This is a genomic window from Pseudomonas sp. (genome assembly GCF_033723075.1).
In the GTDB taxonomy this organism is placed as follows: Bacteria; Pseudomonadota; Gammaproteobacteria; order Pseudomonadales; family Pseudomonadaceae; genus Aquipseudomonas.
Map to the genome: position 1 here is coordinate 65,127 of NZ_JAWVXU010000011.1, position 24,237 is coordinate 89,363.

At 62.5% G+C, this 24,237-nt stretch carries 17 protein-coding genes; 9 read left to right on the forward strand and 8 right to left on the reverse strand.

Annotated features, from left to right (window positions below; all coding sequences use genetic code 11):
* Positions 1–27: 27 nt before the first annotated feature.
* Genes R3355_RS14415 through R3355_RS14425 form a run of 3 tightly spaced genes read right to left on the reverse strand, consistent with a single transcriptional unit; the run spans position 28 to position 2,428 of the window.
* Positions 28–969 (reverse strand): biotin-dependent carboxyltransferase family protein, encoded by a 942-nt coding sequence (locus R3355_RS14415; RefSeq protein WP_318961807.1) that lies wholly within the window; start codon positions 967–969, stop codon positions 28–30.
* Positions 966–1,679, reverse strand: a complete 714-nt coding sequence (gene pxpB, locus R3355_RS14420) for a 5-oxoprolinase subunit PxpB (protein WP_318961808.1) — start codon at positions 1,677–1,679, stop codon at positions 966–968. The genes R3355_RS14415 and pxpB overlap by 4 nt, the downstream gene beginning before the upstream one ends.
* Positions 1,676–2,428, reverse strand: a complete 753-nt coding sequence (locus R3355_RS14425) for a 5-oxoprolinase subunit PxpA (RefSeq protein ID WP_318961809.1) — start codon at positions 2,426–2,428, stop codon at positions 1,676–1,678. Before R3355_RS14425 ends, pxpB begins: the two co-directional genes overlap by 4 nt.
* 442 nt (positions 2,429–2,870) lie before the next feature.
* On the opposite strand from R3355_RS14425, the gene R3355_RS14430 reads away from it, so the two are divergent.
* A complete protein-coding gene (locus R3355_RS14430) occupies positions 2,871–3,878 on the forward strand; it encodes a TRAP transporter substrate-binding protein (protein ID WP_318961810.1) in 1,008 nt (335 codons plus the stop codon).
* A 627-nt stretch (positions 3,879–4,505) separates the two neighbouring features.
* Here R3355_RS14430 and R3355_RS14435 read toward each other — a convergent pair.
* Together R3355_RS14435 and R3355_RS14440 are read right to left on the reverse strand one after the other, a co-directional pair.
* Positions 4,506–6,389: a methyl-accepting chemotaxis protein gene (locus tag R3355_RS14435; protein WP_318961811.1), complete on the reverse strand. Its 1,884-nt coding sequence runs from the start codon at positions 6,387–6,389 to the stop codon at positions 4,506–4,508.
* Between the two features lie 314 nt (positions 6,390–6,703).
* Entirely contained in the window at positions 6,704–7,921 is a 1,218-nt protein-coding gene (locus R3355_RS14440) for an OprD family porin (RefSeq protein WP_318961812.1), read from the reverse strand.
* A 270-nt stretch (positions 7,922–8,191) separates the two neighbouring features.
* On the opposite strand from R3355_RS14440, the gene R3355_RS14445 reads away from it, so the two are divergent.
* From R3355_RS14445 to R3355_RS14465, 5 genes are all read left to right on the forward strand, one after another.
* On the forward strand, positions 8,192–9,136 hold the full coding sequence (locus R3355_RS14445) for a LysR family transcriptional regulator (protein WP_318948457.1): 945 nt from the start codon (positions 8,192–8,194) through the stop codon (positions 9,134–9,136).
* Between the two features lie 341 nt (positions 9,137–9,477).
* On the forward strand, positions 9,478–10,461 hold the full coding sequence (locus tag R3355_RS14450; RefSeq protein WP_318961813.1) for a TRAP transporter substrate-binding protein: 984 nt from the start codon (positions 9,478–9,480) through the stop codon (positions 10,459–10,461).
* A gap of 74 nt (positions 10,462–10,535) precedes the next feature.
* Positions 10,536–11,042 carry a TRAP transporter small permease gene (locus tag R3355_RS14455; RefSeq protein ID WP_318961814.1) on the forward strand — a complete coding sequence of 169 codons (507 nt, stop codon included), beginning with the start codon at positions 10,536–10,538 and terminating at the stop codon, positions 11,040–11,042.
* Positions 11,043–11,245: 203 nt separating this feature from the next.
* Positions 11,246–12,550, forward strand: coding sequence for a TRAP transporter large permease subunit (locus tag R3355_RS14460; RefSeq protein WP_318948460.1), 1,305 nt, complete (start codon positions 11,246–11,248; stop codon positions 12,548–12,550).
* 337 nt (positions 12,551–12,887) lie between these two features.
* On the forward strand, positions 12,888–17,765 hold the full coding sequence (locus R3355_RS14465; RefSeq protein ID WP_318961815.1) for an NAD-glutamate dehydrogenase: 4,878 nt from the start codon (positions 12,888–12,890) through the stop codon (positions 17,763–17,765).
* A 219-nt stretch (positions 17,766–17,984) separates the two neighbouring features.
* Here R3355_RS14465 and R3355_RS14470 read toward each other — a convergent pair whose 3' ends face one another.
* Complete coding sequence (locus tag R3355_RS14470; RefSeq protein ID WP_318961816.1) at positions 17,985–18,890, reverse strand: DUF6685 family protein; 906 nt, start codon at positions 18,888–18,890, stop codon at positions 17,985–17,987.
* A 150-nt stretch (positions 18,891–19,040) separates the two neighbouring features.
* Here R3355_RS14470 and R3355_RS14475 point away from each other — a divergent pair, with 150 nt between their 5' ends.
* Complete coding sequence (locus R3355_RS14475; protein WP_318948463.1) at positions 19,041–19,262, forward strand: DUF2835 domain-containing protein; 222 nt, start codon at positions 19,041–19,043, stop codon at positions 19,260–19,262.
* Positions 19,263–19,390: 128 nt separating this feature from the next.
* On the forward strand, positions 19,391–20,419 hold the full coding sequence (locus R3355_RS14480) for a quinone-dependent dihydroorotate dehydrogenase (RefSeq protein WP_318961817.1): 1,029 nt from the start codon (positions 19,391–19,393) through the stop codon (positions 20,417–20,419).
* 129 nt (positions 20,420–20,548) lie between these two features.
* Here the strand turns inward: R3355_RS14480 and rmf are convergent, their stop codons facing one another.
* Entirely contained in the window at positions 20,549–20,764 is a 216-nt protein-coding gene (gene rmf / locus R3355_RS14485) for a ribosome modulation factor (RefSeq protein WP_318948465.1), read from the reverse strand.
* Between the two features lie 439 nt (positions 20,765–21,203).
* Between rmf and rlmKL the strand changes: the two genes are divergently transcribed.
* The gene (gene rlmKL / locus R3355_RS14490) at positions 21,204–23,477 is read left to right on the forward strand and encodes a bifunctional 23S rRNA (guanine(2069)-N(7))-methyltransferase RlmK/23S rRNA (guanine(2445)-N(2))-methyltransferase RlmL (RefSeq protein WP_318961818.1); all 2,274 of its coding nucleotides are present in this window, start codon (positions 21,204–21,206) and stop codon (positions 23,475–23,477) included.
* Positions 23,478–23,698: 221 nt separating this feature from the next.
* Here the strand turns inward: rlmKL and R3355_RS14495 are convergent, their stop codons facing one another.
* Complete coding sequence (locus R3355_RS14495) at positions 23,699–23,938, reverse strand: YheU family protein (protein ID WP_318948467.1); 240 nt, start codon at positions 23,936–23,938, stop codon at positions 23,699–23,701.
* Positions 23,939–24,237 lie beyond the last annotated feature (299 nt).

Genomic DNA, 24,237 nt, shown 5'->3' on the forward strand with positions numbered 1-24,237 from the left:
AGCCATTGTTCCAGAAAGAGCGGGCAGCTAGTCGCTGCTATGCCGCCACTGTCCGAGCAAGCGCAGATGGCTGTCCTGCGCGGTCTCCTGCAGCATCGGCACCAGTAGCAGTTGCTCGCCGGGCAGGCATTGCGCCAGGCGGGCCACTGCCTGTGGGGTGAGGGCGCCGAGGCGCGGGTAGCCGCCGATGGTTTGCCGGTCGTTGAGCAGGATGATCGGCTGGCCATCGGGGGGTACCTGCACGGCGCCCAGGGGAATGCCCTCAGAAATGGTCGTCGAGCGCCGCGTCTGCAAGCGCGGGCCGAGTATGCGCATGCCCATGCGGTCGGCGCGTGTATCGATCTTCCAGGAACTGTTGAACACATCGAACAGGCTCTGGCCGCTGAAATCGCCGATCTGCGCGCCCAACACCAGTTCCAGGCGCGGCGAGGGTGTGAACTGCGGAATCAGGCGTGTGTCCATGGGCCGTGGTGCCGCTACCGATTGCAGCCACTGCAAGCGGTCGCCGACCGCCAGCGGTTTGCCGTCGCCGTGCAGGCCGCCCAACTGTTCGCGGGTCATGCTCGAACGACTGCCGAGCACCGCCGTCGCGCTGAAGCCACCTGGCGCGGCCAGATAGGCGCGGGCGCCCAGGCGTGGCTGGGCGAAACGCAACTGCTGACCGCGGCGCACGCCGAAGGTGCGCCAGGGGCGCAGGGGTTCGCCGTCCAGGGTGGCGCCGAGATCGGCGCCGGCCAGGGCCAGGCAGCCGTCCTGCTCGCAGCACAGGTCGAAATTGCCCAGGGTGATTTCCACCACCACGGCGTCCAGGGCATTGCCCAGCAGCCAGTTGGCCCAGTACATGGAAATCCAATCCAGGGCGCCGCTTTGGCTGACGCCGAGGTGGCGCACGCCGAAACGCCCGGCGTCCTGCAGTTGGATAAAGGGGCTGCTGCGCTCGATGCGCAGCCCGCCTGCGTCGCGATTCATAGGGACGTCTCCAGGGGGCTGTCGTCGCCGCCGAGGCGGATGAATTCGGCATGATCGATGGGCACGAAGCGCACCCGATCGCCCGGTTGCATCAGGCTGTAGCCGTCGATCGAACGGTCGAAAAGTTTCACCGGGCTGCGCCCGAGCAGGTTCCAACCGCCCGGCGAAACCACCGGGTAGATCGCGGTCTGGCGCTCGGCGATGCCCACGCTACCGGCCGCGACGCGTTTGCGTGGGGTGCTCAGGCGCGGCGCCGCCAGGGCTTCCTCGACCAGGCCCATAAAGGCGAAGCCGGGGGCGAAGCCGATGGCGAACACCTGGTATTCATGACGGCTGTGGCGTTCGATCACCTGGGTTTCGCTGAGCCCAGTGCGTTGCGCCAGCAGCGGCAGCTCGGGGCCGACGCTGCGGTCGTACCAGGTCGGCAGCTCATGGCAGCGGCCGCCCTCGGCACTGGCCGGTTGCAGGTCGGTGAAGGCTTCGGCAATCAGCTCGCGCACGCGCATCCCGGCCATGCGTTCAAGATCGTAGTGCAGCAACAGGGTGGTGTAGGACGGCACCAGATCGATCAGCGCGTCGCCGAAGCTGGCGCGCAGGCGTTGGCTGGCGGCCAGCATCCAGGGCATGTTGCTTTCGTCGATGTGGTCGAACAGGCGCAGGATCAGGCTGTCGATGCCGGCGACTTCGAGTTTCGGGATTGGTGCGCTCATGCGGGCCTCAGGGCGTCGAAGGCTTCGCGGATGCGCCGCACCGCTGCCACGGAGCTGGCGTTATCGCCGTGCACGCAGAGCGTGTGGGCCTGCAAGGATAAGGAACTGCCATCGCTGGCCAACAGCGCATGGCCCTTGGCCAGGCTGACCGCTTGATCGACGATCAGCTCGCTGTCGTGGTGCACCGCGCCGGGTTGGCTGCGCGCGACCAGAAAGCCCGCCGGGTCGTAGGCGCGGTCGGCGAAGGCCTCGAACCACAGGGTCAGGCCGAACTCGGCGGCCATGGCCTGGGCCTGGCGATTGTCGCGGGTGGTCATCAGCATCAGCGGCAGGCTGCGGTCATAGCTGGCCAGGGCACGCATCACCGCACTCAGGATCGGCGGTTTGCGCATCATGTCCTGGTACAGCGCGCCGTGGGGTTTGACGTAGCTGACGCGGCTGCCCTGGCTGCGGCAGATGGCCTCCAGAGCGCCGATCTGGTAGAGCAGCAGATCCTCGACTTCCTGGGGCGAGCAGTCCATCGAACGGCGGCCGAAGCCGACCAGGTCCGGGTAGCCCGGATGGGCGCCGATACGCACGCCATGTTCGACCGCCAGGGCCACGGTCTTGCGCATGGTGCCGGGATCGGAGGCGTGGAAGCCGCAGGCGATATTGGCGCAGTCGATATAGGGCATGACCTCGGCATCCAGACCCATTTTCCAGGCGCCGAAGCTCTCGCCGATATCACAGTTCAGAAGCAGGCTGTTCAAGGGATGTTCCTCTGTGCGGGGTGCCTCGTCGGTAGGCGCAGGCAGAGCGCTGGCGAACGGGCGGCCGCCTGTTATGGAATGACCTGTGCGGCATTCTTGAGGGGCGCGGGGCGGGCGTCCAACTAATAAAAATGAGCGGTGGGGATAGGAAAAGTCGATGGCGCTGATTCCAGCACAGCCTTGAGCGCTCGCTGCGGCAGAGGTGCGGGGCATAAGCTTTTTCGATCATAAGCCTGTGTTTTTTCTCGTTGGACACTGGCCCCGGCAACTCCGACAGTCGTGCTGTGGTTTGCTCCACTATTCGCGCAGCAAACACCTCGCGCGCACCCCTGGCCGGTCCACCATCTCGGCCAGGGGTGTCCTTTCCATCGGCCGGGCGCCGTGGTTGTTCCGGATAGATCGTTGGCCTGGCTCCCTGATTCCACGACTCATGGACACGCCAATGAGACCCTCTCTTTATTTGCAGTTCCCCGCGGTACTCGCCGCCCTGGTCAGCGCCGTGACGACCGCTCAGGCGGCCGAGCTCTGGAACATGTCGGCCGAGCAACCGACCAGCAACTTCATTACCCGCATCGCCCGCGACTTCGCCCGTCAGGTCACGCGCGAGAGCAAGGGCGAGCTGGACATCCGCGTCTCGCCCAACTCGACGCTATTCAAGCGCGCTCAGGTGAAAGCCGCGGTGGCGCGCGAGGACATCCAACTCGGCGATCTGTTCATGTCCGTACTGAGCGAGGAAGACCCGCTGTATGCGCTCGATAGCCTGCCGTTTCTGGTCACCGACTACGACCAGGCGAAACGACTCTGGCAGGCCAGCCGGCCGGCCATCGAACAGCGCCTGCTGAAAGACGGCGTGCGTCTGCTGTATGCCGTGCCATGGCCGCCGCAGAGTTTGTACAGCAACAAGCCGGTGACCCGTATGGCGGATTTTCAGGGCCTGAAATTCCGCTCCTACAACCCGACCATCGCGCGCATGGCCGAGCTGGTTGGCGCCGTGCCGACCACCATCGCCACCGAGGACGTGCCCCAGGCGTTCGGCAGCGGCGAGGTGCAGGCGATGCTGACCTCCTCGGCCACCGGGGTCGACCTGCAGGCGTGGAAATTCGCCAGTCATTTCTACGACATCAAGGCGTTCATCCCGAAGAACATCACCGTGGTCAACGAAGCGGCATTCCAGCGTTTGTCGGTCACTGCGCAGCAGGCGCTGCTGACGGCGGCGAAGCGCGCCGAGATGCAAGGCTGGGAGTTGTCCTGGGCGCTGAACGCCTATCAGATCAGAACCCTTGAGCGTCGCGGCCTGACAGTGGTGGAGCAAGCCCCGCCGGAAGTGCGTGCCGGCCTGGATGCCATCGGCCGGACGCTGGCCTGGGAGTGGTTGGGCCAGGCGGGCGAGCAAGGCCGGGAAATTATCGATGAATACCGCGAAGGTTCTGCCAGGAACCAGGCGGAGTAAGTCGGCTAGAAGCCTGACAGTCAAGGCCCGCTGCGAAGTCGCAATGCCGTTCACTTACGCAGGTGAACGGCATTTTTGTAGCCGGATGAAATCCGGGAAAAATTCCGCACCGACAAATCGCTTCCGGATTGCATCCGGGCTACGGGAGCAGCTGATCGTTCCCACGTGGACGGTTCGACGCCTCGATGTGGGAACGATCAAAGTCACCCAATGGTAGCCCGGGTTGAGCGAAGCGATACCCGGGTATCGGCGCCCTGGGTATCGCTGCGCTCAACCCAGGCTACGTGCTGCTCAGTCATGATCGCAGTCGCAATGCCGCTCACCCAAGCAGGATGGGCGGCATTGTTTTGTCTATGTACCCGTTGCCTGTTGCATGGAGCACCTGGGTAAGCGTGACGTTTGCTTGCAGCGGCCGCAAAGGTAGGGGGGGGCGCCTAGGCCGTGCGCGCCAAAAAACTGCGCCGAGGCTGGGGCGCACGGCGCACCCTACGAAGTCAGCCCCCGACATTCCGCGAAGAACCATTTTTTGTAGCCTGGATAAGCGCAGCGCACTCCGGGATCGGCAGCCCCCCATCCCGGATTGCGCCAAGGCCTGCTCTATAAATTTAGGCGGGCTACCAGACCACGCTAACCGATCTGAAACTGCTGCGCACTCTGGCTCAATGCCTGGATCTGTTCGGACAGGCTGTGGGTCTGCTGTTCCAGGGTCAAACGCAGGCCCTTGGTCTGGCCGGTGTGCAGGTTGATCTCCTCCATCTTCTCGGCGATATCGCCGGTGGTGCTGGAGATCTCTTCGATGGCCACCACCACCTGATTCATTTCCCCTGTGAGCTGTTCCATCGATTGGGTGATCGCCTCGATGGCCGTGGCCACCTGCCCGGCGTGTTCCTCGCTCTGCGCCGCCAGCGCCAGGCCGTTACTCATCAGGCCATCGATACTCTGGGTCTGCTGGTTGAAGTCGCCGATGATGCGCGCGATGTCGGTGGTGGCGGATACGGTTTTCTGCGCCAGCGAACGCACCTCATCGGCCACCACCGAGAAGCCACGCCCGGCATCGCCGGCACGCGCCGCTTCGATGGCGGCATTCAAGGCCAGCAGGTTGGTCTGGTCGGCCAGGCTGTTGATCACATCGATGATGCCGCGCACCTTGCCGCTGGATTGGCTGAGCAGGGCGACCTGGGCGTGGGTCTGCTGGATCAGTTGCGACAGCCGGCGCATGTTGTCGACGCTGGCGTCGATCACCGTGCTGCCCAGGCGCGCCGACTCGTAGGCGCTGTGGGTCGAGTTGCCGACGTCCGAGGTGCGCTGGGCCATTTCGTTGATGGTCGCGCAGATCTGCTGCGAGGCCGAAGCGGCCTGCTCCGTCTGGATTTCCACCTGGCTGCTGTTATCGCCGAGGTCGCGCATCGAGACGCCGAGATAGGCGTGCAACTCGGTCAGGGCGCGATTAGCCTCGACCACCTGGCAGAGAATCCGGCTGATGCCTTGAATCATGCGGTTGCAGGCTTCGCCCAACTGATTGAATTCATCCTTGGGGTTGTTGCCGATGGCCAGGCTGCCGGTGAGGTCGCCGGACGCGACCTGGGTGAGTAGGCGGGTGACCTTGTGCAGCTGGGCCATCAATGTGCGCGATGCCTGGCTCAGGGTGAGCAACAGAAACAGCGCGACGCACAGCGAGGTCAGGCCCATCAGCCAGTTCGCCGAGTGCCTGGCCTGTCGTGCCTGCTCTGCGGTGCTGGCGAGGATGCCGTCCTGCAGCATGCGGTTCTGCTCAAGGATGCGCTGCTCGGTTTGCCGGCGTTGTTCGGCGAGCTGTGCTTCGAGGGCGCGCAGTTGCTGGATCGATGCATCCGCTTGGGCGAAGGCCGCACTGAAGGCCGTGACCGTCTGGCCGATCTGGTTATCGCCCCAATCCAATTCCTGCAGCTTGGTCTGCAATTCGCCGATGGCGCTATGGGCCTGCGCGGCGTAATCGCTGTCGAAGGTCGACAGGTAGTTGCGCTGGTTGCTCAGGGCTGCGCCGATCAGCGGCTGGATCAGGCCGATGGTGATGGCTTCCAACTGCTTGGCGCTGACGGCAAGTGCCTGGCGTTGACCGTGGAATGGCGTCAGGCCCAGTTGCCGGGACAGCGCCAGCCAGCTTCTTTGTTGGCCGGTTTCGGCCAGGACCAGGGCTTCGATCTGCTTCGCGCTCTGGCCGATGGCGCTATCGCCCAGGCCGTGTGCCTGCCTGACGAATTGCCCAGCGAGCTGTTCCAGGGCGTCGATGCGCGCGAGAAATTCTTCGCCGCCGGCGGGCGTGAGCTCCCTGCGCAGGATGCCGACTTTGAGCCAGTCGTTAACCAGAGCGGAGGAGGCGCCGGCGAATGCCGTGGCGTTTTCCCGGGCTTGCAGCGCCGCATTGACTTGGCGGCTGGCCCAGAACGAGGTCGCGGTGATCAGTCCCAGGCCGAGCAGGGTGATGACGATCAGCAGGCGGAATTTTTGTTGCCAGGACAGGAATATCTGCATGGGAGGCTCCTCGCCCCCTTCCCGGTAGCAGCCACGAAGGTGGGTCAGTCATAGGACGGCATAGGTGTCGCCAGGATGAAGTCCGTTCTCGCCAGGCGGTTAGAGAGTGGCCGGCGATCGCAGCCGCCGGCAGGCTGCGTGAAAACTACTGCGCTCGGTTATGCGGCGTTAAAAACAGGCTCGGGTGCGAGCTCAGTCGGAATGCTCATTTACAGCCAGTAAACTCGCGTGCGAGCCCAGTCCGCTTCCTCGCCTGTTGTTGCCTTGCCTAACCTTCGCTCGCTGCGTTCTCACGCAGCCTGCAGGCCCGTCTGTTACCAGAGCGACAGGCTATAGCTGAGGATCAGGCGGTTCTCGTCGAGGTCGTTGCCGAAGTTCGAACGCACGGTCGCGTTACGCCATTTCAGGCCGAGGTTCTTCAGCGGGCCGCTTTGCACCACGTAGCCCAGATCCATGTCGCGTTCCCACTCCTTGCCGCCGTTGCCGGCGCCGACTTCGACGTTATCGCCGGAGATATAGCGGGTCATGAAGGTCAGGCCGGGAATTCCCATGGCGGCGAAGTTGTAGTCGTAGCGGGCCTGCCAGGAGCGTTCCTCGGTGTTGGCGAAATCGTTGATCTGGACGAAGTTGACCAGGTACGGATCGCTGTTGGCGATATAGGGGAAGGGGTCATCGCCGCTCATGCGCTGGTAGCCGGCACCGAACGCATGACCACCCAGGGTGTAGGTGAACATGGCGCCGAAGGCGGTGTTGTCGATGTCGCGGAAGTTGCCGTCTTCGCGGCTTTTGGCCATGCGCAGGTCGGTCTTGAACGACTGACCTTCGCCCAGCGGCTTGAGGTAGACCAGGGTGCCGTAGTGCTGCTGGTAGATGCCTTCCAGCTCACCGTAGTGCAGGCCCAGGCTCAGCTCGGGGGTCAGCTTGTAATCGCCGCCGGCGAATACGAAGGAATCGCTGTTGCCGCCGATGCGGTTGGCGCTCATCTCGGTGTAGTCGGTGGAGGCGTTGGCCCTGACCCGGTCGATCTTGCCGCCTTGCAGGGTCAGCTTGTCGACCTCCTGCACATTGAGCAGGGCGCCGCGAAACGAGCCCGGCAGCAGGCGCGAGTCGTTGGACGAGACGATGGGGCTGCGAAACGCCAGTGAGCCGATGCGCAAGGTGCTGTTGGAGGCCTTGAACTTGGCGGTGACATCGAGTTTGGCGTACTCGCTCTGCGAGCCGCCGGAGCGGTCTGCCGGCAGCAAGCCGCTGCCCGCGGTGCCCTCGCCGGAGTCGAGTTGGAAACCGACCATGCCCAGCGCATCGATGCCGACACCGACCGTGCCTTCGGTGTAGCCGGACTCCATGCGCAGCAAAAATCCCTGCGCCCATTCTTCAGCCTTGTCGCGCGCATTGTCATGGCGGAAATCGCGATTGAAGTAGAAGTTGCGCAGCTCGAGGCTGCCTTTACTGTCGCTGATGAAGTCGGCACTGGCCACGCCGGGCACACTGCTGATGGCGAGCAAGGCTGCCATGCGGTGGATCTGGTTCATGAGAAATCTCTCCTGTGAGGTAAAGCGCACAGCGGTGCATACCGTCTGCTTGGCAGGGCGCTATTTGCGGTCTGTTGTTATCGGGCTTGAGTTGCCGCGGGGGTATTCTTGGTAGCAGCGTGAGGCAGCGTCCAACGAGAAAAAGCAGGGGCCGTCGATCAGAAAATCTGATGCGCCCGCTGGGGCGTTTTACCAAGCGCTGGCATGTAACCTGCTTCGTATGCCGCTGGCAAAACGCCGTTATCCGTATCACACGAGGGCCGAACAGCCATGAATCTGAGATTTCTCGAGACCTTCGTCTGGGTCGCACGGCTGAAGAGTTTTCGCCTCACGGCGGAAAAGCTGTTCAGCACCCAGGCCTCGATTTCCAGCCGCATCGCCGCGCTGGAGGACGAGTTGGGGGTTCGTCTCTTTCTGCGCGATTCGAAGGGGGTTTCGCTGACCCCGGAGGGGCGCAAGGTGCTCGAATACGCCGAGCGCATGCTCGACACCATGCAGGCGTTGAAACAGTCGATCAGCGAGACCGGCAACATCCAGGGACGCATCCGTTTAGGCGTGATGGACACAGTGATTCACACGCTGCTGAGTCCATTCGTAACAAAGATCATGGAGGTCTATCCGGCGGTGGAGATCGAGCTCACCGCCGATACCGCGCGCAACCTCTGCGAGCAATTGCAGAAGGGCTATCTGGACATCATTTTCCAGACCGATGTGCTGCGCGGCGATGGTGTGCGCAACCTGGTAATGGCACGTTACCCGGTGCAGTGGATCGTCCTGACCGGCTCGATCTACGACCGCGACTACGCCTCGATGGATGAGTTGGCCAAGGAACGCATCATCACCTTTTCCAAGAACTCCCGTCCGCACCAGGACATTCTCAACCTGCTGCACGCCGGCAACGTCGCCGCGCCGCGGATCAGCTGCGTGAATTCGGTGGCGGCGATGACGCGCCTGATTCGCGATGGCTTCGGCATAGGCGCGTTGCCCGCGGCCTTGGTCTGCGAGGAACTCAAGCAGGGTCTGGTCACCGTCCTCGGCGACGTGCCACAACCGCCGGCACTGGATATGGTGCTGACCTGGCGCACCGGCGTCGGTCTCGAACTGAGCGAGGACATTGTCGCGCTGGCCGGCGAGGTGTTGCAGGAGTACGCCAAGCAGTTGGGCGACAGCATGATTACCCTGCTGCCATTCGCCAGCGATCAGGGAATGCCCTGATTGCGTACGTGCCGGATATGGGATGCGTGCGATTAGTCTCCTCGCTCCTTCGGGGAGAGGGCTGGGGGCGCCCGGCTAGGGTGAGGGAGCGATTGATGCCTCTATCCACCTTTGAAGGTCCGGGCGCCACCCGGCAGTACGACGCCTCACGTCAACTTGGCTATCTTTAGCGCACTGTTTATCGCCAGCGTGCCCCGTTATTGCTCATAACGATTTCCGATCATGCGTTCTTGGTTTTTCTAGTTGGACAGCCTTGCCGCCTAGACAGAGACTCGAAACCAGGCCTTCCGGCAATTGTCGAACCAGGCCATTCGCCTTCCTTTAATCTGGAGAAAATAATAATGAATAACCTCTCTCGCCTCGCCATGGCCGCCATGGCCTGCACCCTGGGTCTGCAAGTGGTCAGCGCGCAGGCCGCTGAACGCTGGAACATGACCGCGGAGAACCCCGAGGGCAACTACATCACCGCAGTGGCCAAAGAGTTCTCGGCGGATGTCGAGAAAGCCACCGCAGGCGAACTGAGCATCCGCGTGCACGCCAACTCGGTGTTGTTCAAGCGGCCCGAGGTCAAGCGTGCGGTGCAGACCGGCCAGGTTCAGCTTGGCGACGTGCTGATGTCGGTACTGGGCAACGAAGACCCGATCTATGAAATCGACAGCGTGCCCTTCCTGGCGCGCAACTACAGCGATGCGCAGAAACTCTGGAAGGCCAGCCGCCCGGCGGTGGAAGCACGCCTGGCCAAGCAGGGCATCAAGCTGCTGTACGCCACCCCATGGCCGCCGCAAAGCATTTACAGCAAGACCCCGATCAGCGTCATGGATGATTTCAAGGGCATGAAATTTCGCGCCTACAACCCGGCCACCTCGCGCATGGCCGAGCTGATGGGTGCGGTGCCCACCGTGATCAACGCCGGCGAAGTACCGCAGGCGTTCAGCACCGGGATCATCACCGGCATGATCACCTCGCCGATGACCGGCGTGGACACCCAGGCCTGGGATTTCGCCAAGTACTACTATGACGTCAAGGCGTTCATTCCGAAGAACTTCGTCATCGTCAACGAGCGCACCTTCAAGCGCTTGCCAGAAGCCTCGCAGAAGGCGCTGCTGGAAGCGGCCGAACGTGCCGAGCAGCGCGGTTGGGAAATTGCCGAGGCGCAAACCAGCAAGCTGGTCGCCACCCTCGTCGAGAACGGCATGCAGGTCGATCCGGCAGCGCCGGCCCCGGTCGAGGCAGGCTTCCAGGCCATCGGCCAGACCATGGCCGCGGAGTGGCTGAGCAAGGCCGGCGCGGATGGCCAGGCGATCATCGACGCATACCAGAAGTGATTGGCTGAATGAGCCGAGGCCAGGCGTCCTTGGGACGATCGGCCTCGGCATCTCTAGTATCGGAGCCTCAGACAATGAAACTCTTGCACAAGCTCTACACCCTCTGCGGGCTGCTCTCGGGCCTGTTCCTCATGCTTATTTGCCTGCTGGTGATCTCCCAGGTCGTGGCGCGTCAGCTTGGCGGCATGGTGCCGTCGGCCGACGAATTCGCCGCCTATGCCATGGCCGCGTCGGGTTTTCTCGCCTTGCCATACGCCCTGCAGCGCGGCGCGCATATCCGCGTCGAGCTGATGTACCGCCTGCTCTCGACCCGCGGGCGCTTCGTCGCCGAGGTGCTGAGCAATCTGGTGGGTCTGGGCATCAGCGTTTACCTGGCCTGGTATTGCGCATTGTTCGTCATCGAATCCTATGAATTCAAGGAAGTGTCGACTGGGTTGTTGCCCATTCCGATGTGGATTCCGCAGTTGCCGATGCTGCTGGGCACCTCGGTGCTGGCGGTGGCGATGGCCGAGCGGCTGTTCGTGGTGTGCCGGGGACAGCGCTTCGAGAGCCCCGACGCTGGCACAGCGCTGAGCGAATGAGCTCGCGAGCTTTATCAGACCGTTGAAAAACTACCTGCGTTGCCGATGCGTCGTTAAGAACAGGCTCAAAATGCTCATTTACAGCCATGTAAACTGCGCTTTTTCGCCTATTTTTGCCTAGCCTCGGCTGCCTCGCCTACGTTTTTCAACGGGCCTGTTATCCATTTTTGCGGCCTCGGCCGCACCGGATCAGTGAGTTAACCGTGGACTACACAATAATTACTATCACGCTGCTGGTGGCCTTGTTTGCCTTGCTCGGTGGCGGCGTCTGGGTCGCCCTGTCGTTACTGGGTGTCGGCATCATCGCGATGGAGCTGTTTGGCGGTGCGCCTGCCGGCTCGATCCTCGCCACCATCAGTTGGGCGTCGAGCGCCAGTTGGACGCTGACCGCATTGCCGCTGTTTATCTGGATGGGCGAGATTCTCTACCGCACACGCCTGTCCGAGGACATGTTCAACGGCCTGTCGCCCTGGCTGCGTGGCCTGCCGGGGCGCCTGCTGCACGTCAACGTGGTGGGCTGTGGCATCTTCGCCGCAGTCAGCGGTTCGTCCGCGGCGACGGCGGCGACTATCGGCCGTATTTCCCTGCCCGAGTTGAAGGCGCGCGGCTATCCGGAAAGCATCGCCATCGGCTCACTGGCCGGCGCCGGCACCCTGGGTCTGTTGATCCCTCCGTCGATCATGATGATCGTCTATGGCGTGGCGGCACAGGTGTCGATCTCGCGGTTGTTCATCGCCGGGATTCTGCCGGGCTTGATGCTGCTGCTGATTTTCAGCGGTTTTCTGATGATCTGGTCGCGGATCAACCGCGAGCAGATGCCCGATGACCACGAAACCCTGCCGTTTATGGAAAAATTGCGCCGCGGCAAGCTGTTGATCCCGGTGGTCACGCTGATCGTTGCGGTGATCGGCTCGATCTATGCGGGCATTGCAACGGCGACCGAGGCCGCCGCAGTCGGGGTGGTCGGCGCATTGCTGATCGCCTGGTACTCCGGCTCGCTGAACCGAGAAACCTTTATGGGCAGCCTGATGGGAGCGGTCTGCACCTCGTGCATGATCTTCTTCATCCTGCTCGGCGCGCACTACCTAACCTCGGCCATGAGTTTCACCGGTCTGCCATCGGCCCTGGCCGACTGGATCATCGCCAAGCAGCTTTCGCCTTACGTGCTGCTGTTGGCGCTGACCCTGCTGTTCATCATTCTGGGCTGCTTTCTCGACGGCATTTCGATCATCCTGCTGACCACCGCGGTGGTGCTGCCGGCGGTGCAGGCGGCGGGCATCGACCTGTTGTGGTTCGGCATCTTCGTCATCCTGGTGGTGGAGATGGCGCAGATCACCCCACCGGTGGGTTTCAACCTGTTTGTAGTACAGAACCTGACGGGCTACGACATGTGGAAGGTGGCCAGGGCCAGCTTTCCGTTCTTCCTGTTGCTGGTGCTGGCGGCGATCCTGATCACGGTTTTCCCGCAGATCGTGCTGGGGCTGCCGCAGGCGATGCGCGGGGCTTGAATCCACAGCGTCTAGTCCCGCCCTTAATCGGCGGGGCAGGGCGAATATGTCGATTAGCGCTGAACCAAGGCTACCGCCAGACGGGTAATCGGCGAGTTTTTTCCGGCGAAGTATCTGCGGTGAAAGAAAATGTCGCAGCGTGGTAAGCGCTGCAAGCTGTTCCGTCGTTAAGCTCGGTCGATAAATGTGACCAGCGAGTCGCCGATGGCGCCATACCCATGGGGCAAGCATTTTCAATGCAGCAATTGCCATGTGGACTAACGTTGTGGCGTAAGCGCAAGACTCGCGACTATCCAAGCCTGCTAATCGAATCTCAAGCCAACGGAGCATAATAAACATGGCGTTCTTTACGGCGGCCAGCAAAGCCGACTTCCAGCATCAACTGCAAGCGGCCCTGGCGCAGCACGTCAGTGAACAAGCATTGCCACAAGTCGCGCTGTTCGCCGAGCAATTCTTCGGCATCATCGCGCTTGACGAACTCACCGAGCGGCGGCTCTCCGACCTGGTCGGTTGCACCCTGTCATCCTGGCGCCTGTTGCAGCGCTTCGATCATGCCAAGACTGAAATTCGCGCCTTCAACCCCGATTACGAAAAGCACGGCTGGCAGTCTACCCATAGCGCAATAGAAATCCTGCGCAGCGACATTCCGTTTCTGGTCGATTCGGCGCGCATAGAGCTGAATCGCCGCGGTTACAGCATCCATACCCTGCAGAACACCGTGTTCAGTGTGCGCCGCAACAAGCAGGGCGAGCTGCTGGAGATCCTGCCCAAGGGCTCTCAGGGCAAGGACGTGCTGCAGGAAGCGCTGATGTTCCTCGAGATCGATCGCTGCGCCAGTGCCGGCGAGTTGCGCATCCTGGAAAAAGCCCTGCACGATGTCTTCTCCGAAGTGCGTCTGAGCGTCGCCGATTTTCAGCCGATGAAGGCCAAGGCCCAGGAGCTGCTGGCCTGGCTGGACAAGACCAAGTCAGGCCAGGCCGGACTCGGGGTCGAGGCCGCCGAGCTGGAAGAAATCAAGGTGTTCATGCGCTGGATGCTGGATGACCATTTCACCTTCCTCGGCTATGAAGAGTTCAGCGTGGTCGATGCGCCGGACGGCGGCACCATTGTCTACGACGAGCAGTCCCTGCTCGGCCTGTCCAAGCGCCTGCGTAGCGGGCTGAAGAGCGATGACCTGCATATCGACCCGGAGGCGCTCAGCTATCTGCGCGAGCCGCTGCTGCTGTCCTTCGCCAAGGCCGCGGTACCGAGCCGCGTGCACCGTCCGGCCTACCCGGACTTCGTCTCGGTACGTGAACTGGACAGTAAGGGCCGGGTGGTCAAGGAGTGCCGCTTCATGGGCTTGTACACCTCGGCGGTGTATGCCGTGAGCGTGTGGAACATCCCCTATATCCGCCGCAAGGTGGCGGAGATCGAGCGGCGTGCCGGCTTCGACAGCAAGGCGCACCTGGGCAAGGAACTGGCCCAGGTGCTGGAAGTGCTGCCGCGCGACGACCTGTTCCAGACCCCGGTGGAAGACCTGTTCAACACCGCCATGGCCATCGTGCAGATCCAGGAGCGCAACAAGATTCGGGTGTTCCTGCGCCGCGATCCGTATGGCCGCTTCTGCTACTGCCTGGCCTATGTGCCGCGCGACGTCTATTCCACCGAAACCCGGCAGAAGATCCAGCAACTGCTGATGGAGCGCCTGCAGGCAGCCGATTGCGAGTTCTGGACCTTCTTCTCCGAATCGGTACTGGCGCGGGTGCAGTTCATCCTGCGCGTCGACCCGAAGAACAAGGTGCAGATCGACCCGGTTCGCCTGGAAAAGGAAGTGATCCAGGCGTGCCGCTCATGGAAGGACGATTACGCCAGCCTGATGGTGGAAAGCTTCGGCGAGGCCCAGGGCACCAATGTGCTGGCGGATTTCCCCAGTGGTTTCCCGGCCGGTTACCGCGAGCGCTTCGCCCCGCATTCGGCGGTGGTCGACATGCAACACCTGCTCAGCCTGAGCAGCGAGCGCCCGCTGGTGATGAGCTTCTACCAGCCGCTGACCCAGGTCGGCCAGCAACTGCACTGCAAGCTGTACCACGCCGATACGCCGCTGCCGCTGTCGGACGTCCTGCCGATCCTGGAAAACCTCGGCCTGCGAGTACTTGGTGAGTTCCCTTATCGCCTGCACCAACAGAACGGCCGCGAGTTCTGGATCCACGATTTCGCCTTCACCTACGCCGAAGGCCTGGATGTGGATATCCAGCAGCTCAACGACACCCTGCAGGATGCCTTTATCAATATCGTCGGCGGCAATGCCGAGAACGATGCCTTCAACCGCCTGGTGCTGACCGCGGCCATGCCCTGGCGTGAGGTGGCGCTGCTGCGCGCCTATGCACGTTATTTGAAGCAGATCCGCCTGGGCTTCGGTCTCGGCTATATCGCCAGTACCCTGGTCAACCACACCAACATCGCCAAGGAATTGGTGCGGCTGTTCAAGACCCGCTTCTATCTGGCGCGCAAACTCGGCGCCGAAGACCTGGAGAGCAAGCAGCAAAAGCTGGAACAGGCGATCCTGACTGCGCTGGACAACGTTGCAGTGCTCAACGAGGACCGCATCCTGCGGCGCTACCTGGACCTGATCAAGGCCACCCTGCGCACCAACTTCTATCAGAGCGATGCCAGTGGCGCGGCGAAGTCCTACTTCAGTTTCAAACTCAACCCGCGGGCGATTCCGAATATTCCCAAGCCGACGCCCAAGTTCGAGGTATTCGTCTATTCACCACGCGTGGAAGGCGTGCACCTGCGTTTCGGCGACGTCGCCCGCGGCGGTTTGCGCTGGTCGGACCGTGAAGAAGACTTCCGCACCGAGGTGCTCGGCCTGGTCAAGGCTCAGCAGGTGAAGAACGCCGTCATCGTGCCAATGGGCGCCAAGGGCGGTTTCCTGCCGCGGCGCATGCCGATAGGCGGCTCGCGTGACGAGATCATGGCCGAGGGCATCGCCTGCTACCGGATCTTTATCAGCGGCCTGCTCGACATCACCGACAACCTCAAGGAAGGCGTGGTGGTGCCGCCGGCCAACGTGGTGCGCCACGATGCCGATGATCCCTACCTGGTGGTCGCCGCCGACAAGGGCACCGCGACCTTCTCCGATATCGCCAACGGCATCGCCGCCGAATACGATTTCTGGTTGGGTGATGCCTTCGCTTCCGGCGGTTCGGCCGGTTACGACCACAAGGGTATGGGCATTACCGCCAAGGGCGCCTGGGTCTCGGTGCAGCGCCACTTCCGCGAGCGTGGCATCGACGTGCAGAAGGATTCCGTCACGGTGATCGGCATCGGCGACATGGCCGGTGACGTATTCGGCAACGGCCTGCTGCTGTCGGACAAGCTGCAACTGGTCGCCGCCTTCAACCATCTGCACATTTTTATCGACCCCAACCCGGATGCGGCCAGGAGCTTCGTCGAGCGCCAGCGCCTGTTCGACCTGCCGCGCTCGAGCTGGGCCGATTATGACGCTTCGCTGATTTCCGCCGGTGGCGGGCTGTTCCTGCGCAGCGCCAAGAGCATCGCCATCAGCGCGGAAATGAAAGAGCGTTTCGATATCAGCGCCGACAAGCTGGCGCCTAACGAGTTGCTCAATGCGCTGCTCAAGGCCCCAGTCGATCTGATCTGGAACGGTGGCATCGGCACTTACGTCAAGTCGAGCAAGGAAAGTCACGCCGATGTTGGCGACAAGGCCAACGATTCGTTGCGCGTCGACGGCCGCGAGCTGCGGGCGAAAGTCGTTGGCGAGGGCGGCAATCTCGGCATGACCCAGTTGGGTCGCGTCGAGTACGGCCTCAACGGCGGGGCGAGCTATACCGACTTCATCGATAACGCCGCCGGGGTGGACTGCTCCGACCATGAAGTGAACATCAAGATCCTGCTCAACGAGATCGTCACGGCCGGCGACATGACCGGCAAGCAGCGCAACAAGCTGCTGGTCGAGATGACCGATGCGGTGGGTGGCTTGGTGCTGGGCAACAACTACAAGCAGACCCAGGCCCTGTCGCTGGCCGAACGCCGCGCTCGCGAGCGCCAGGGCGAGTACAAGCGGGTGATGGCCGGACTGGAGGCGGCGGGCAAGCTGGATCGCGCCCTGGAGTTCCTGCCTTCGGACGACGAACTCAACGAGCGCGCCATCAAAGGCCAGGGCCTGACCCGTCCGGAGCTGTCGGTACTGATCTCCTACAGCAAGATTGACCTGAAAGAGTCGCTGCTCAAATCCCTGGTGCCGGATGACGAGTACCTGGCCCGCGAGATGGAGACCGCCTTCCCGCCGTTGCTGGCGAAGAAGTTCGGCGAGCCGATGCGTCGCCATCGCCTCAAGCGCGAGATCGTCAGCACGCAGATCGCCAACGACCTGATCAACCATATGGGCATTACCTTCGTGCAGCGCCTGAAGGAATCCACCGGTATGAGCTCGGCCAACGTCGCCAGGGCCTATGTGGTCGTGCGCGATGTGTTCCGTCTGCCGCATTGGTGGCAGCAGATCGAGGCGCTGGACTACCAGGTGCCGGCCGAGCTGCAACTGCAGATGATGGACGAACTGATGCGCCTGGGGCGTCGGGCTACCCGTTGGTTCCTGCGTAATCGGCGCAATGAGCTGGATGCGGCGCACGACGTGGCGCATTTCGCTCCACGTATCGAAGCGCTGGCCATGAAGCTCGACGAACTGCTCGAAGGCCCGGCCCGCGAGCAGTGGCTGGCGCGTTTCCAGACCTATACGGAGGCCGGTGTGCCTGAGGTGCTGGCGCGCATGGTGGCTGGCACCAGCCATCTGTACACCCTGTTGCCGATCATTGAGGCCTCGGATGTCACCGCCCAGGAGCCGGCCAAGGTGGCCGAGTCCTACTTCGCGGTTGGTGGCTCGCTGGAGCTTTCCTGGTACCTGCAGCAGATCACCAATCTGGCGGTGGAAAACAACTGGCAGGCCCTGGCCCGGGAAGCCTTCCGCGACGACCTGGACTGGCAGCAGCGGGCGATCACCGTTTCGGTGTTGCAGATGATCGACGGGCCGGCGCAGATCGAGGCGCGGGTGGTGGTCTGGCTGGAGCAGCATCGTCGGCTGGTCGATCGCTGGAAATCCATGCTCGCCGAGTTGCGTGCGGCGACAGGTACCGATTACGCCATGTACGCGGTCGCCAACCGCGAACTGATGGATCTGGCACAAAGCGCCCAGCCTGGCGTCTGCGTGCTCTGAGTCGCGCCTGAGCTGAACCCGAGCCCCGCCTAGTGCGGGGCTCTTTGCTATGTGTGCGCCAGTTCGGTTGGCCTGATCGCTGTTATCGCGGCTAAAGCCCCTCCCACAGAGGGTTGCGGGGGCGTTTGCGATTGGCTGTTGTTCGACTCGCAACGGCAACCCGCCACTGTTGTGGCGCAGCGATGATGTATGGCGAACAGCCTGTGGCCGGCGTTGCGTTTAGCGCGTAGGGCTTGCTTTGGATCCGTGTGCTGCCAGCTCTTGCAGATAGAGCACCACATCCGGCGCACCGGCCAGGCGCAGGCCTTCGCCCAGGGCTGTGGCTTCGGCGGAGTGCTTGGGCAGCAGGAGAAACTCCGGCGCGTCAGGGGTGCGCAGCAGTGACAGGCGGGCATACGGCAGGCCGGTATCCAGCAGCAGGCTCATGAACGCCGGGGCGCTCCAGGCCGCGCCAGGCATGGCCAGGACGTGATAGCGCTGTTGCAGCTCCGTCAGGCCGCTGCTGTTCAGGCGGTAGCGGGACAGTTCGGCGGGCAGGGCAATCTCCAGTTCACGGCGGCGTGCGTAGGCTACGGCGCAGGCGAAGGCTTCGCCATGCTGCTCGCCTGCCCAGAACACCCGATCGCCATGCCAGCTGGCCTGGCGCAGGCTGATGGGCTCGTCGGCGAGAAAGCGCGGCAAGGCCTGGCTGATGGTTTTGACGAAGTCTTTGTAGCTGATGATGCGCACCTGGCGGCAGGCTTCGCTGGCGGCGTAATCCTCGAAGCTGGTGCAGTGGGTCTGCCCGGGGGCGCAGCTGCTCAGTCCGTCGACCAGGCGCAGGTCGAACGACGCCAGTTGTTGCTGTTGCACCTCGACGATTTTAATCAGTACGGCATGGGCCTGGGCTTTGTCTTCCTGTACCGGGCCGGACAGGGCGCCGCGTGGCAGTTCGACCAGGCGCTGCAGTGGCGGGCCTTCGAGCCAGCAGATGCTGTCTCGGGTCACGGGCATGGCGTTGAACGGCAGCTGCAGTCGGCTGGCACGCTCAAGTATCAATCGCGGCGCGCGGCCACTGCGGCCCAGACGCTGGATCAGGGCGGCAAAACGCGAGCTGAGGGAGGAGGGTGGATCGAACAGGCTCATGAGCGGGTGCGAACTCCATGGACACCGGGGCAAGTGTGGCAGAGCCGCAAGGCGGTTGCACAGGCTTTGCTGGTCAAAAACGCAGGTTCTGCGCGGAGCTTGGCGGCTGCTTGTGGCAAAATTGCTGCATTCGTTTGCCAAGGTGCCTGCATGGCCAGTCTGCTGCTGGATCTCGCGTTATCGGCCGAGCGCATGCGTGCGGTCTATCAGGGGCGGGCCAACCGTATCCTGGTGCAGAGTCGTGACGGTAGGCGGGTCAGTGTGCCGGCCCATCATTTCCGGCCGTTTCTGACTCATGAAGGCGTCTACGGCTGCTTCGAACTGGAGTTCAACCCGGCTGGCCAATTACTCAGCCTGCGCCGCCTGGACTGATGCCGCTTGCAGTTTCTGCTGGGGTTACAGCCAGCACAGACCCTAGTCCACCTTCGCTCGCTAGCTGTTCCCCCGGCCTGTATAATCGCTGCCTTTCCGACTCCGCCATTATCGAGCTAAGCCTGCCCATGTATACCCTGGCCCGCCAGCTACTGTTCAAACTCTCCCCGGAAACCTCCCACGAGCTGACCATCGACCTGGTCGGGGCTGGCGGACGTCTGGGGCTCAATGGCCTGCTGTGCAAGGCGCCGGCGAGTTTGCCCGTCAAGGTGATGGGTCTGGAGTTTGCCAATCCGGTCGGTCTGGCGGCCGGTCTGGACAAGAACGGCGATGCCATCGACGGGTTTGCCCAGCTTGGTTTCGGTTTCGTCGAGATTGGCACCGTGACACCGCGTCCGCAGCCGGGCAATCCCAAGCCGCGGCTGTTCCGCTTGCCGGAGGCCGAGGCCATCATCAATCGCATGGGCTTCAACAACCTGGGCGTCGACCATCTGCTGGCCAGGGTGCAGGCGGCCAAGTACAAAGGCGTGCTGGGCATCAATATCGGCAAGAACTTCGACACCCCGGTCGAGCGCGCGGTAGACGATTACCTACTGTGTCTGGACAAGGTTTACGCCCATGCCAGTTACGTGACGGTCAATGTCAGCTCGCCGAATACCCCGGGCCTGCGCAGCCTGCAGTTCGGCGACTCGCTCAAGCAGCTGCTCGAGGCTTTGCGCCTGCGTCAGGATGACCTGACCCGGCAGCATGGCAAGCGCGTGCCGCTGGCAATCAAGATCGCCCCGGACATGAGTGACGAAGAAACCGTCGAAGTGGCCAAGGCTCTGGTCGAGGCCGGCATGGATGCGGTGATTGCCACCAACACCACTCTGGGCCGTGAAGGCGTCCAGGGCCTGGAGTTCGGCGATGAGGCCGGCGGTTTGTCCGGCGCACCGGTGCGCGACAAGAGCACCCATATCGTCAAGGTTCTGGCTGCGGAGCTGGCCGGGCGTTTGCCGATCATTGCCGTAGGCGGCATCACCGAAGGCAAGCACGCAGGCGAGAAAATCGCTGCCGGGGCGAGTCTGGTGCAGATTTATTCCGGGTTCATTTACAAGGGGCCGGCGTTGATCCGCGAAGCGGTGGATGCGATTGCCGGATTGCCGCGCAAGGGCTGAGCGACGCCGGTTTTTGTAGGGAGGGTATACGGCAGGCAATAAAAAAGGGCTCCCTGAAGGAGCCCCTGGGCTCTCGCCCGCCGCCCGGATGGGGCGTGCTTGATGAAGTCGGTAGATTCCTTGAGTTAGTTAGCCGACAGCGTGGAGTTCGTTGAGTCGATGGATACCGGCGGTGCCGGTCAGTCCGTCCCAGTTGTCACCGCGACCTTCGCGCCAGCCGTTTAACCAGGCTTGACGAACGGACGGAAGAGTAAAAGGACACATTTCGCGGGATTTGCCATGGATGCCGTATTGGTAGCCGCGCAAAAAAGCTCTTTCTAACGGATCACGCTTAAGTCTTCTCATAGGGTATTGCCCTCAATGTTGACTGTTATGTCCCTTAGACCTCGGCGACCTCGTCGCGAGGTCAGGCAGAAAGATCTGCCAGGGGAGAAAGCCGCTGCCGGCGTGGCGGTTCTGCCCCGTGCCCTCGTCGTTGCGACGAAGGCCTGGGTAGATTTCTATCGAATGCTTGGGTGCCTGGGAATGATCGTTTTGTCATAAGGGAGTAACACTTTTGCCGCTCAAGCCATAAGGCGATGCGGAAAAGATCCTGTTTCTTGGGGCCACCACCGATGGCGCGGGCGTTTGCCGCGTGCGTACTGGTGTTTTGCCACTGCGAAATAATCGCGGTTGCACGTTCTGTTTATTCCGATGAAGGGTCGCCTTGCGACGTTTTGTCACTTATTTTGGCCGTGTTGACTCGTTCACCTGCCGTTTACTGCCTTAGGCACTGGATATTCCCATGTCGGATCGTTACGAACTCTTTCTCACTTGCCCCAAGGGCCTGGAAGGCTTGCTGCTTGAAGAAGCAGGCAACCTGGGGCTCGAGGAGGCTCGCGAGCATACATCCGCCATTCGGGGCGTCGCCGAGATGGAGACGGCTTATCGCCTGTGTCTGTGGTCGCGCCTGGCCAACCGGGTACTGCTGGTGCTCAAGCGCTTCCCGATCCAGGACGCCGAAAGCCTCTACGAAGGCGTGCTGGAGGTCGACTGGTTCGAGCACCTGGAACCCAACGGCAGCCTGGCCGTGGAGTTCAGCGGTAATGGTTCGGGCATCGACAACACCCACTTCGGGGCGTTGAAGGTCAAGGACGCCATCGTCGACAAGTTGCGGCAGAAGGACGGCACACGACCGTCGATCGACAAGCTCAATCCCGACATGCGCGTGCACCTGCGCCTGGATCGCGGCGAGGCGATTCTTTCCCTCGATCTGTCCGGTCACAGCCTGCATCAGCGCGGTTACCGCCTGCAGCAGGGTGCCGCGCCGCTCAAGGAAAACCTCGCCGCTGCCGTGCTGCTGCGTGCCGGCTGGCCGCGTATCGCCGCCGAGGGCGGTGCCCTGGCCGACCCCATGTGCGGGGTCGGCACCTTCCTGGTGGAAGCGGCGATGATCGCCGCCGATATTGCGCCGAACCTCAATCGCGAGCAGTGGGGCTTCAGCAATTGGCTGGGCCATGTGCCGGCCTTGTGGAAGAAGCTGCACGCCGAAGCCGAGCAGCGTGCGACAGACGGGCTGGCCAAGCCGCCGTTGTGGATTCGTGGTTACGAGGCCGACCCGCGCCTGATTCAGCCGGCGCGCAACAATATCGAGCGGGCTGGGCTGAGCCACTGGATCAAGGTCTATCAGGGCGAGTTGGCGACCTTCGAGCCGCGCCCGGACCAGAACCAGAAAGGTCTGGTGATCTGCAACCCGCCCTATGGCGAGCGCCTGGGTGATGAGGCCAGCCTGCTGTACCTCTACCAGAACCTCGGCGAACGCCTGCGCCAGGCCTGTATGGGCTGGGAGGCGGCGGTGTTCACTGGCGCACCGGACTTGGGCAAGCGCATGGGCATTCGCAGCCACAAGCAGTACGCTTTCTGGAACGGTGCCCTGCCGTGCAAGTTGCTGCTGATCAAGGTGCAGCCCGAGCAGTTCGTCACCGGCGAACGACGTACCCCGGAGCAGCGCGAGCGTGAGCGCGAACAGGCTGAAGCCGACAAGGCACCGCTTGAGCCGCAGGAGCGTCAGTACAACAAGAACGGCAATCCGCTCAAGCCTGCGCCGGCACCGGCGCCTGTAGTCGAGCAGGCGCGCTTGAGCGAAGGCGGGCAGATGTTCGCCAATCGTCTGCAAAAAAACCTGAAACAGCTGGGTAAATGGGCGCGCAAGGCGGGCATCGACTGCTACCGCCTGTACGACGCCGACATGCCGGAATACGCGTTGGCCATCGACCTGTATGAAGACTGGGTGCACGTACAGGAATACGCCGCGCCGAAATCCATCGATCCGGAAAAGGCCCAGGCGCGGCTGTTCGATGCCCTGGCTGCAATTCCCCAGGCGCTGAACGTCGACAAGAACAAGGTGATCATCAAGCGCCGCGAACGGCAGAGCGGCACCAAGCAATACCAGCGTCAGAGCGCGCAGGGACAGTTCATGGAGGTCAGCGAAGGCGGGGTAAAGCTGCTGGTCAACCTCACCGACTACCTCGACACCGGGTTGTTCCTCGATCATCGGCCGTTGCGCCTGCGCATCCAGCGTGAGGCCGCCGGCAAGCGCTTCCTCAACCTGTATTGCTACACCGCCACGGCGAGCGTGCATGCGGCCAAGGGCGGCGCGCGCAGCACCACCAGCGTCGATTTGTCGAAGACCTACCTGGACTGGGCGCGGCGCAACCTGTCGCTCAATGGTTTTTCGGACAAGAACAAGCTGGAGCAGGCCGATGTGATGAGCTGGCTGGAGGAGGACCGCGGCGAATACGAGCTGATCTTCATCGATCCGCCGACCTTCTCCAACTCCAAGCGCATGGAGGGCGTATTCGACATCCAGCGCGACCATGTGCAGTTGCTCGACCTGGCCATGGCACGGCTGGCGCCGGGCGGCGTGCTGTATTTCTCCAACAATTTCCGCAAGTTCCAGCTCGACGAGGGGCTGGCGGCGCGTTATGGAGTGGAGGATATCAGCGCCGCGACCCTGGATCCGGATTTTGCCCGCAACCCGAAAATCCACCGCGCCTGGCGTTTGACTGCGCAAGGCTGAGCACTGCTGCAAAAGCTGTCGCCTACTGCGGCCGTCATGACGGCCGCAGTAGGCGCCTGCCCATTATCTCGGGCAGTCAGCGATTCGTCGGGGCATTCGCCGCAGGCAGTGCACCATTGGTTTATCGGCGCGGCACCGATTCTGGTGGGCTGGCGCCGCCCACACCGCCTAAAGGTTCAAAACCAGAAAGGCATCACGTCTGAACTGGCCTATACGGCCTGTCACTCGCTGAGCGTTTGCAGCCACTCCTTGGGAACATCGCGTTTCAGCGCCAGCTGGCATTGCTGGCTTTCCGGGTCGAAGACGATGACCGCCTCGCCTTTGTCGAGGGCGTGGCGTACACGGTTTACGCGGGTTTGCAGTGGGGTTTCGTCGCCATTGTCGGTGCCCTCGCGGGTGACGAAGTCCTCGATCAGGCGGGTGAGGGTATCGGCTTCGAGCAGGGACGCGGGGATCAGCACGGTTTGTTTCTCCAGAACGCAGCGGCGATGCTAACGCGCCTTGGGCGTGCTGGCCATGCCTGCTGGTCTGTTGAGACCGGCCAGACCTCAGTTGGCAGTGGCAGAAAACCGTTCAGAAGGACAATAGAACCTGAGTAGCGGGGCATCGGCCGCCTTCGCGATTTGCAGTTGTGTGCACCGACTGTTGTAGGTGCGGATTTATCCGCGCAATTTGGAGGGCTTGTCTCGATACATGTGAGAGCAGCTTCAGCCGCGAAAGCCCCTCCCGCAGAGGCTTGCGGGGGAGTTTGTGATTGGCA

What these genes read in the sequence shown, in the direction of transcription:
- R3355_RS14415 (WP_318961807.1), bottom strand. Translation starts at nt 969, where the DNA reads ATGAATCGCGACGCAGGCGGGCTGCGCATCGAGCGCAGCAGCCCCTTT.
- pxpB (WP_318961808.1), bottom strand. Translation starts at nt 1,679, where the DNA reads ATGAGCGCACCAATCCCGAAACTCGAAGTCGCCGGCATCGACAGCCTG.
- R3355_RS14430 (WP_318961810.1), top strand. Translation starts at nt 2,871, where the DNA reads ATGAGACCCTCTCTTTATTTGCAGTTCCCCGCGGTACTCGCCGCCCTG.
- R3355_RS14435 (WP_318961811.1), bottom strand. Translation starts at nt 6,389, where the DNA reads ATGCAGATATTCCTGTCCTGGCAACAAAAATTCCGCCTGCTGATCGTC.
- R3355_RS14440 (WP_318961812.1), bottom strand. Translation starts at nt 7,921, where the DNA reads ATGAACCAGATCCACCGCATGGCAGCCTTGCTCGCCATCAGCAGTGTG.
- R3355_RS14445 (WP_318948457.1), top strand. Translation starts at nt 8,192, where the DNA reads ATGAATCTGAGATTTCTCGAGACCTTCGTCTGGGTCGCACGGCTGAAG.
- R3355_RS14450 (WP_318961813.1), top strand. Translation starts at nt 9,478, where the DNA reads ATGAATAACCTCTCTCGCCTCGCCATGGCCGCCATGGCCTGCACCCTG.
- R3355_RS14455 (WP_318961814.1), top strand. Translation starts at nt 10,536, where the DNA reads ATGAAACTCTTGCACAAGCTCTACACCCTCTGCGGGCTGCTCTCGGGC.
- R3355_RS14465 (WP_318961815.1), top strand. Translation starts at nt 12,888, where the DNA reads ATGGCGTTCTTTACGGCGGCCAGCAAAGCCGACTTCCAGCATCAACTG.
- R3355_RS14470 (WP_318961816.1), bottom strand. Translation starts at nt 18,890, where the DNA reads ATGAGCCTGTTCGATCCACCCTCCTCCCTCAGCTCGCGTTTTGCCGCC.
- R3355_RS14475 (WP_318948463.1), top strand. Translation starts at nt 19,041, where the DNA reads ATGGCCAGTCTGCTGCTGGATCTCGCGTTATCGGCCGAGCGCATGCGT.
- R3355_RS14480 (WP_318961817.1), top strand. Translation starts at nt 19,391, where the DNA reads ATGTATACCCTGGCCCGCCAGCTACTGTTCAAACTCTCCCCGGAAACC.
- rmf (WP_318948465.1), bottom strand. Translation starts at nt 20,764, where the DNA reads ATGAGAAGACTTAAGCGTGATCCGTTAGAAAGAGCTTTTTTGCGCGGC.
- rlmKL (WP_318961818.1), top strand. Translation starts at nt 21,204, where the DNA reads ATGTCGGATCGTTACGAACTCTTTCTCACTTGCCCCAAGGGCCTGGAA.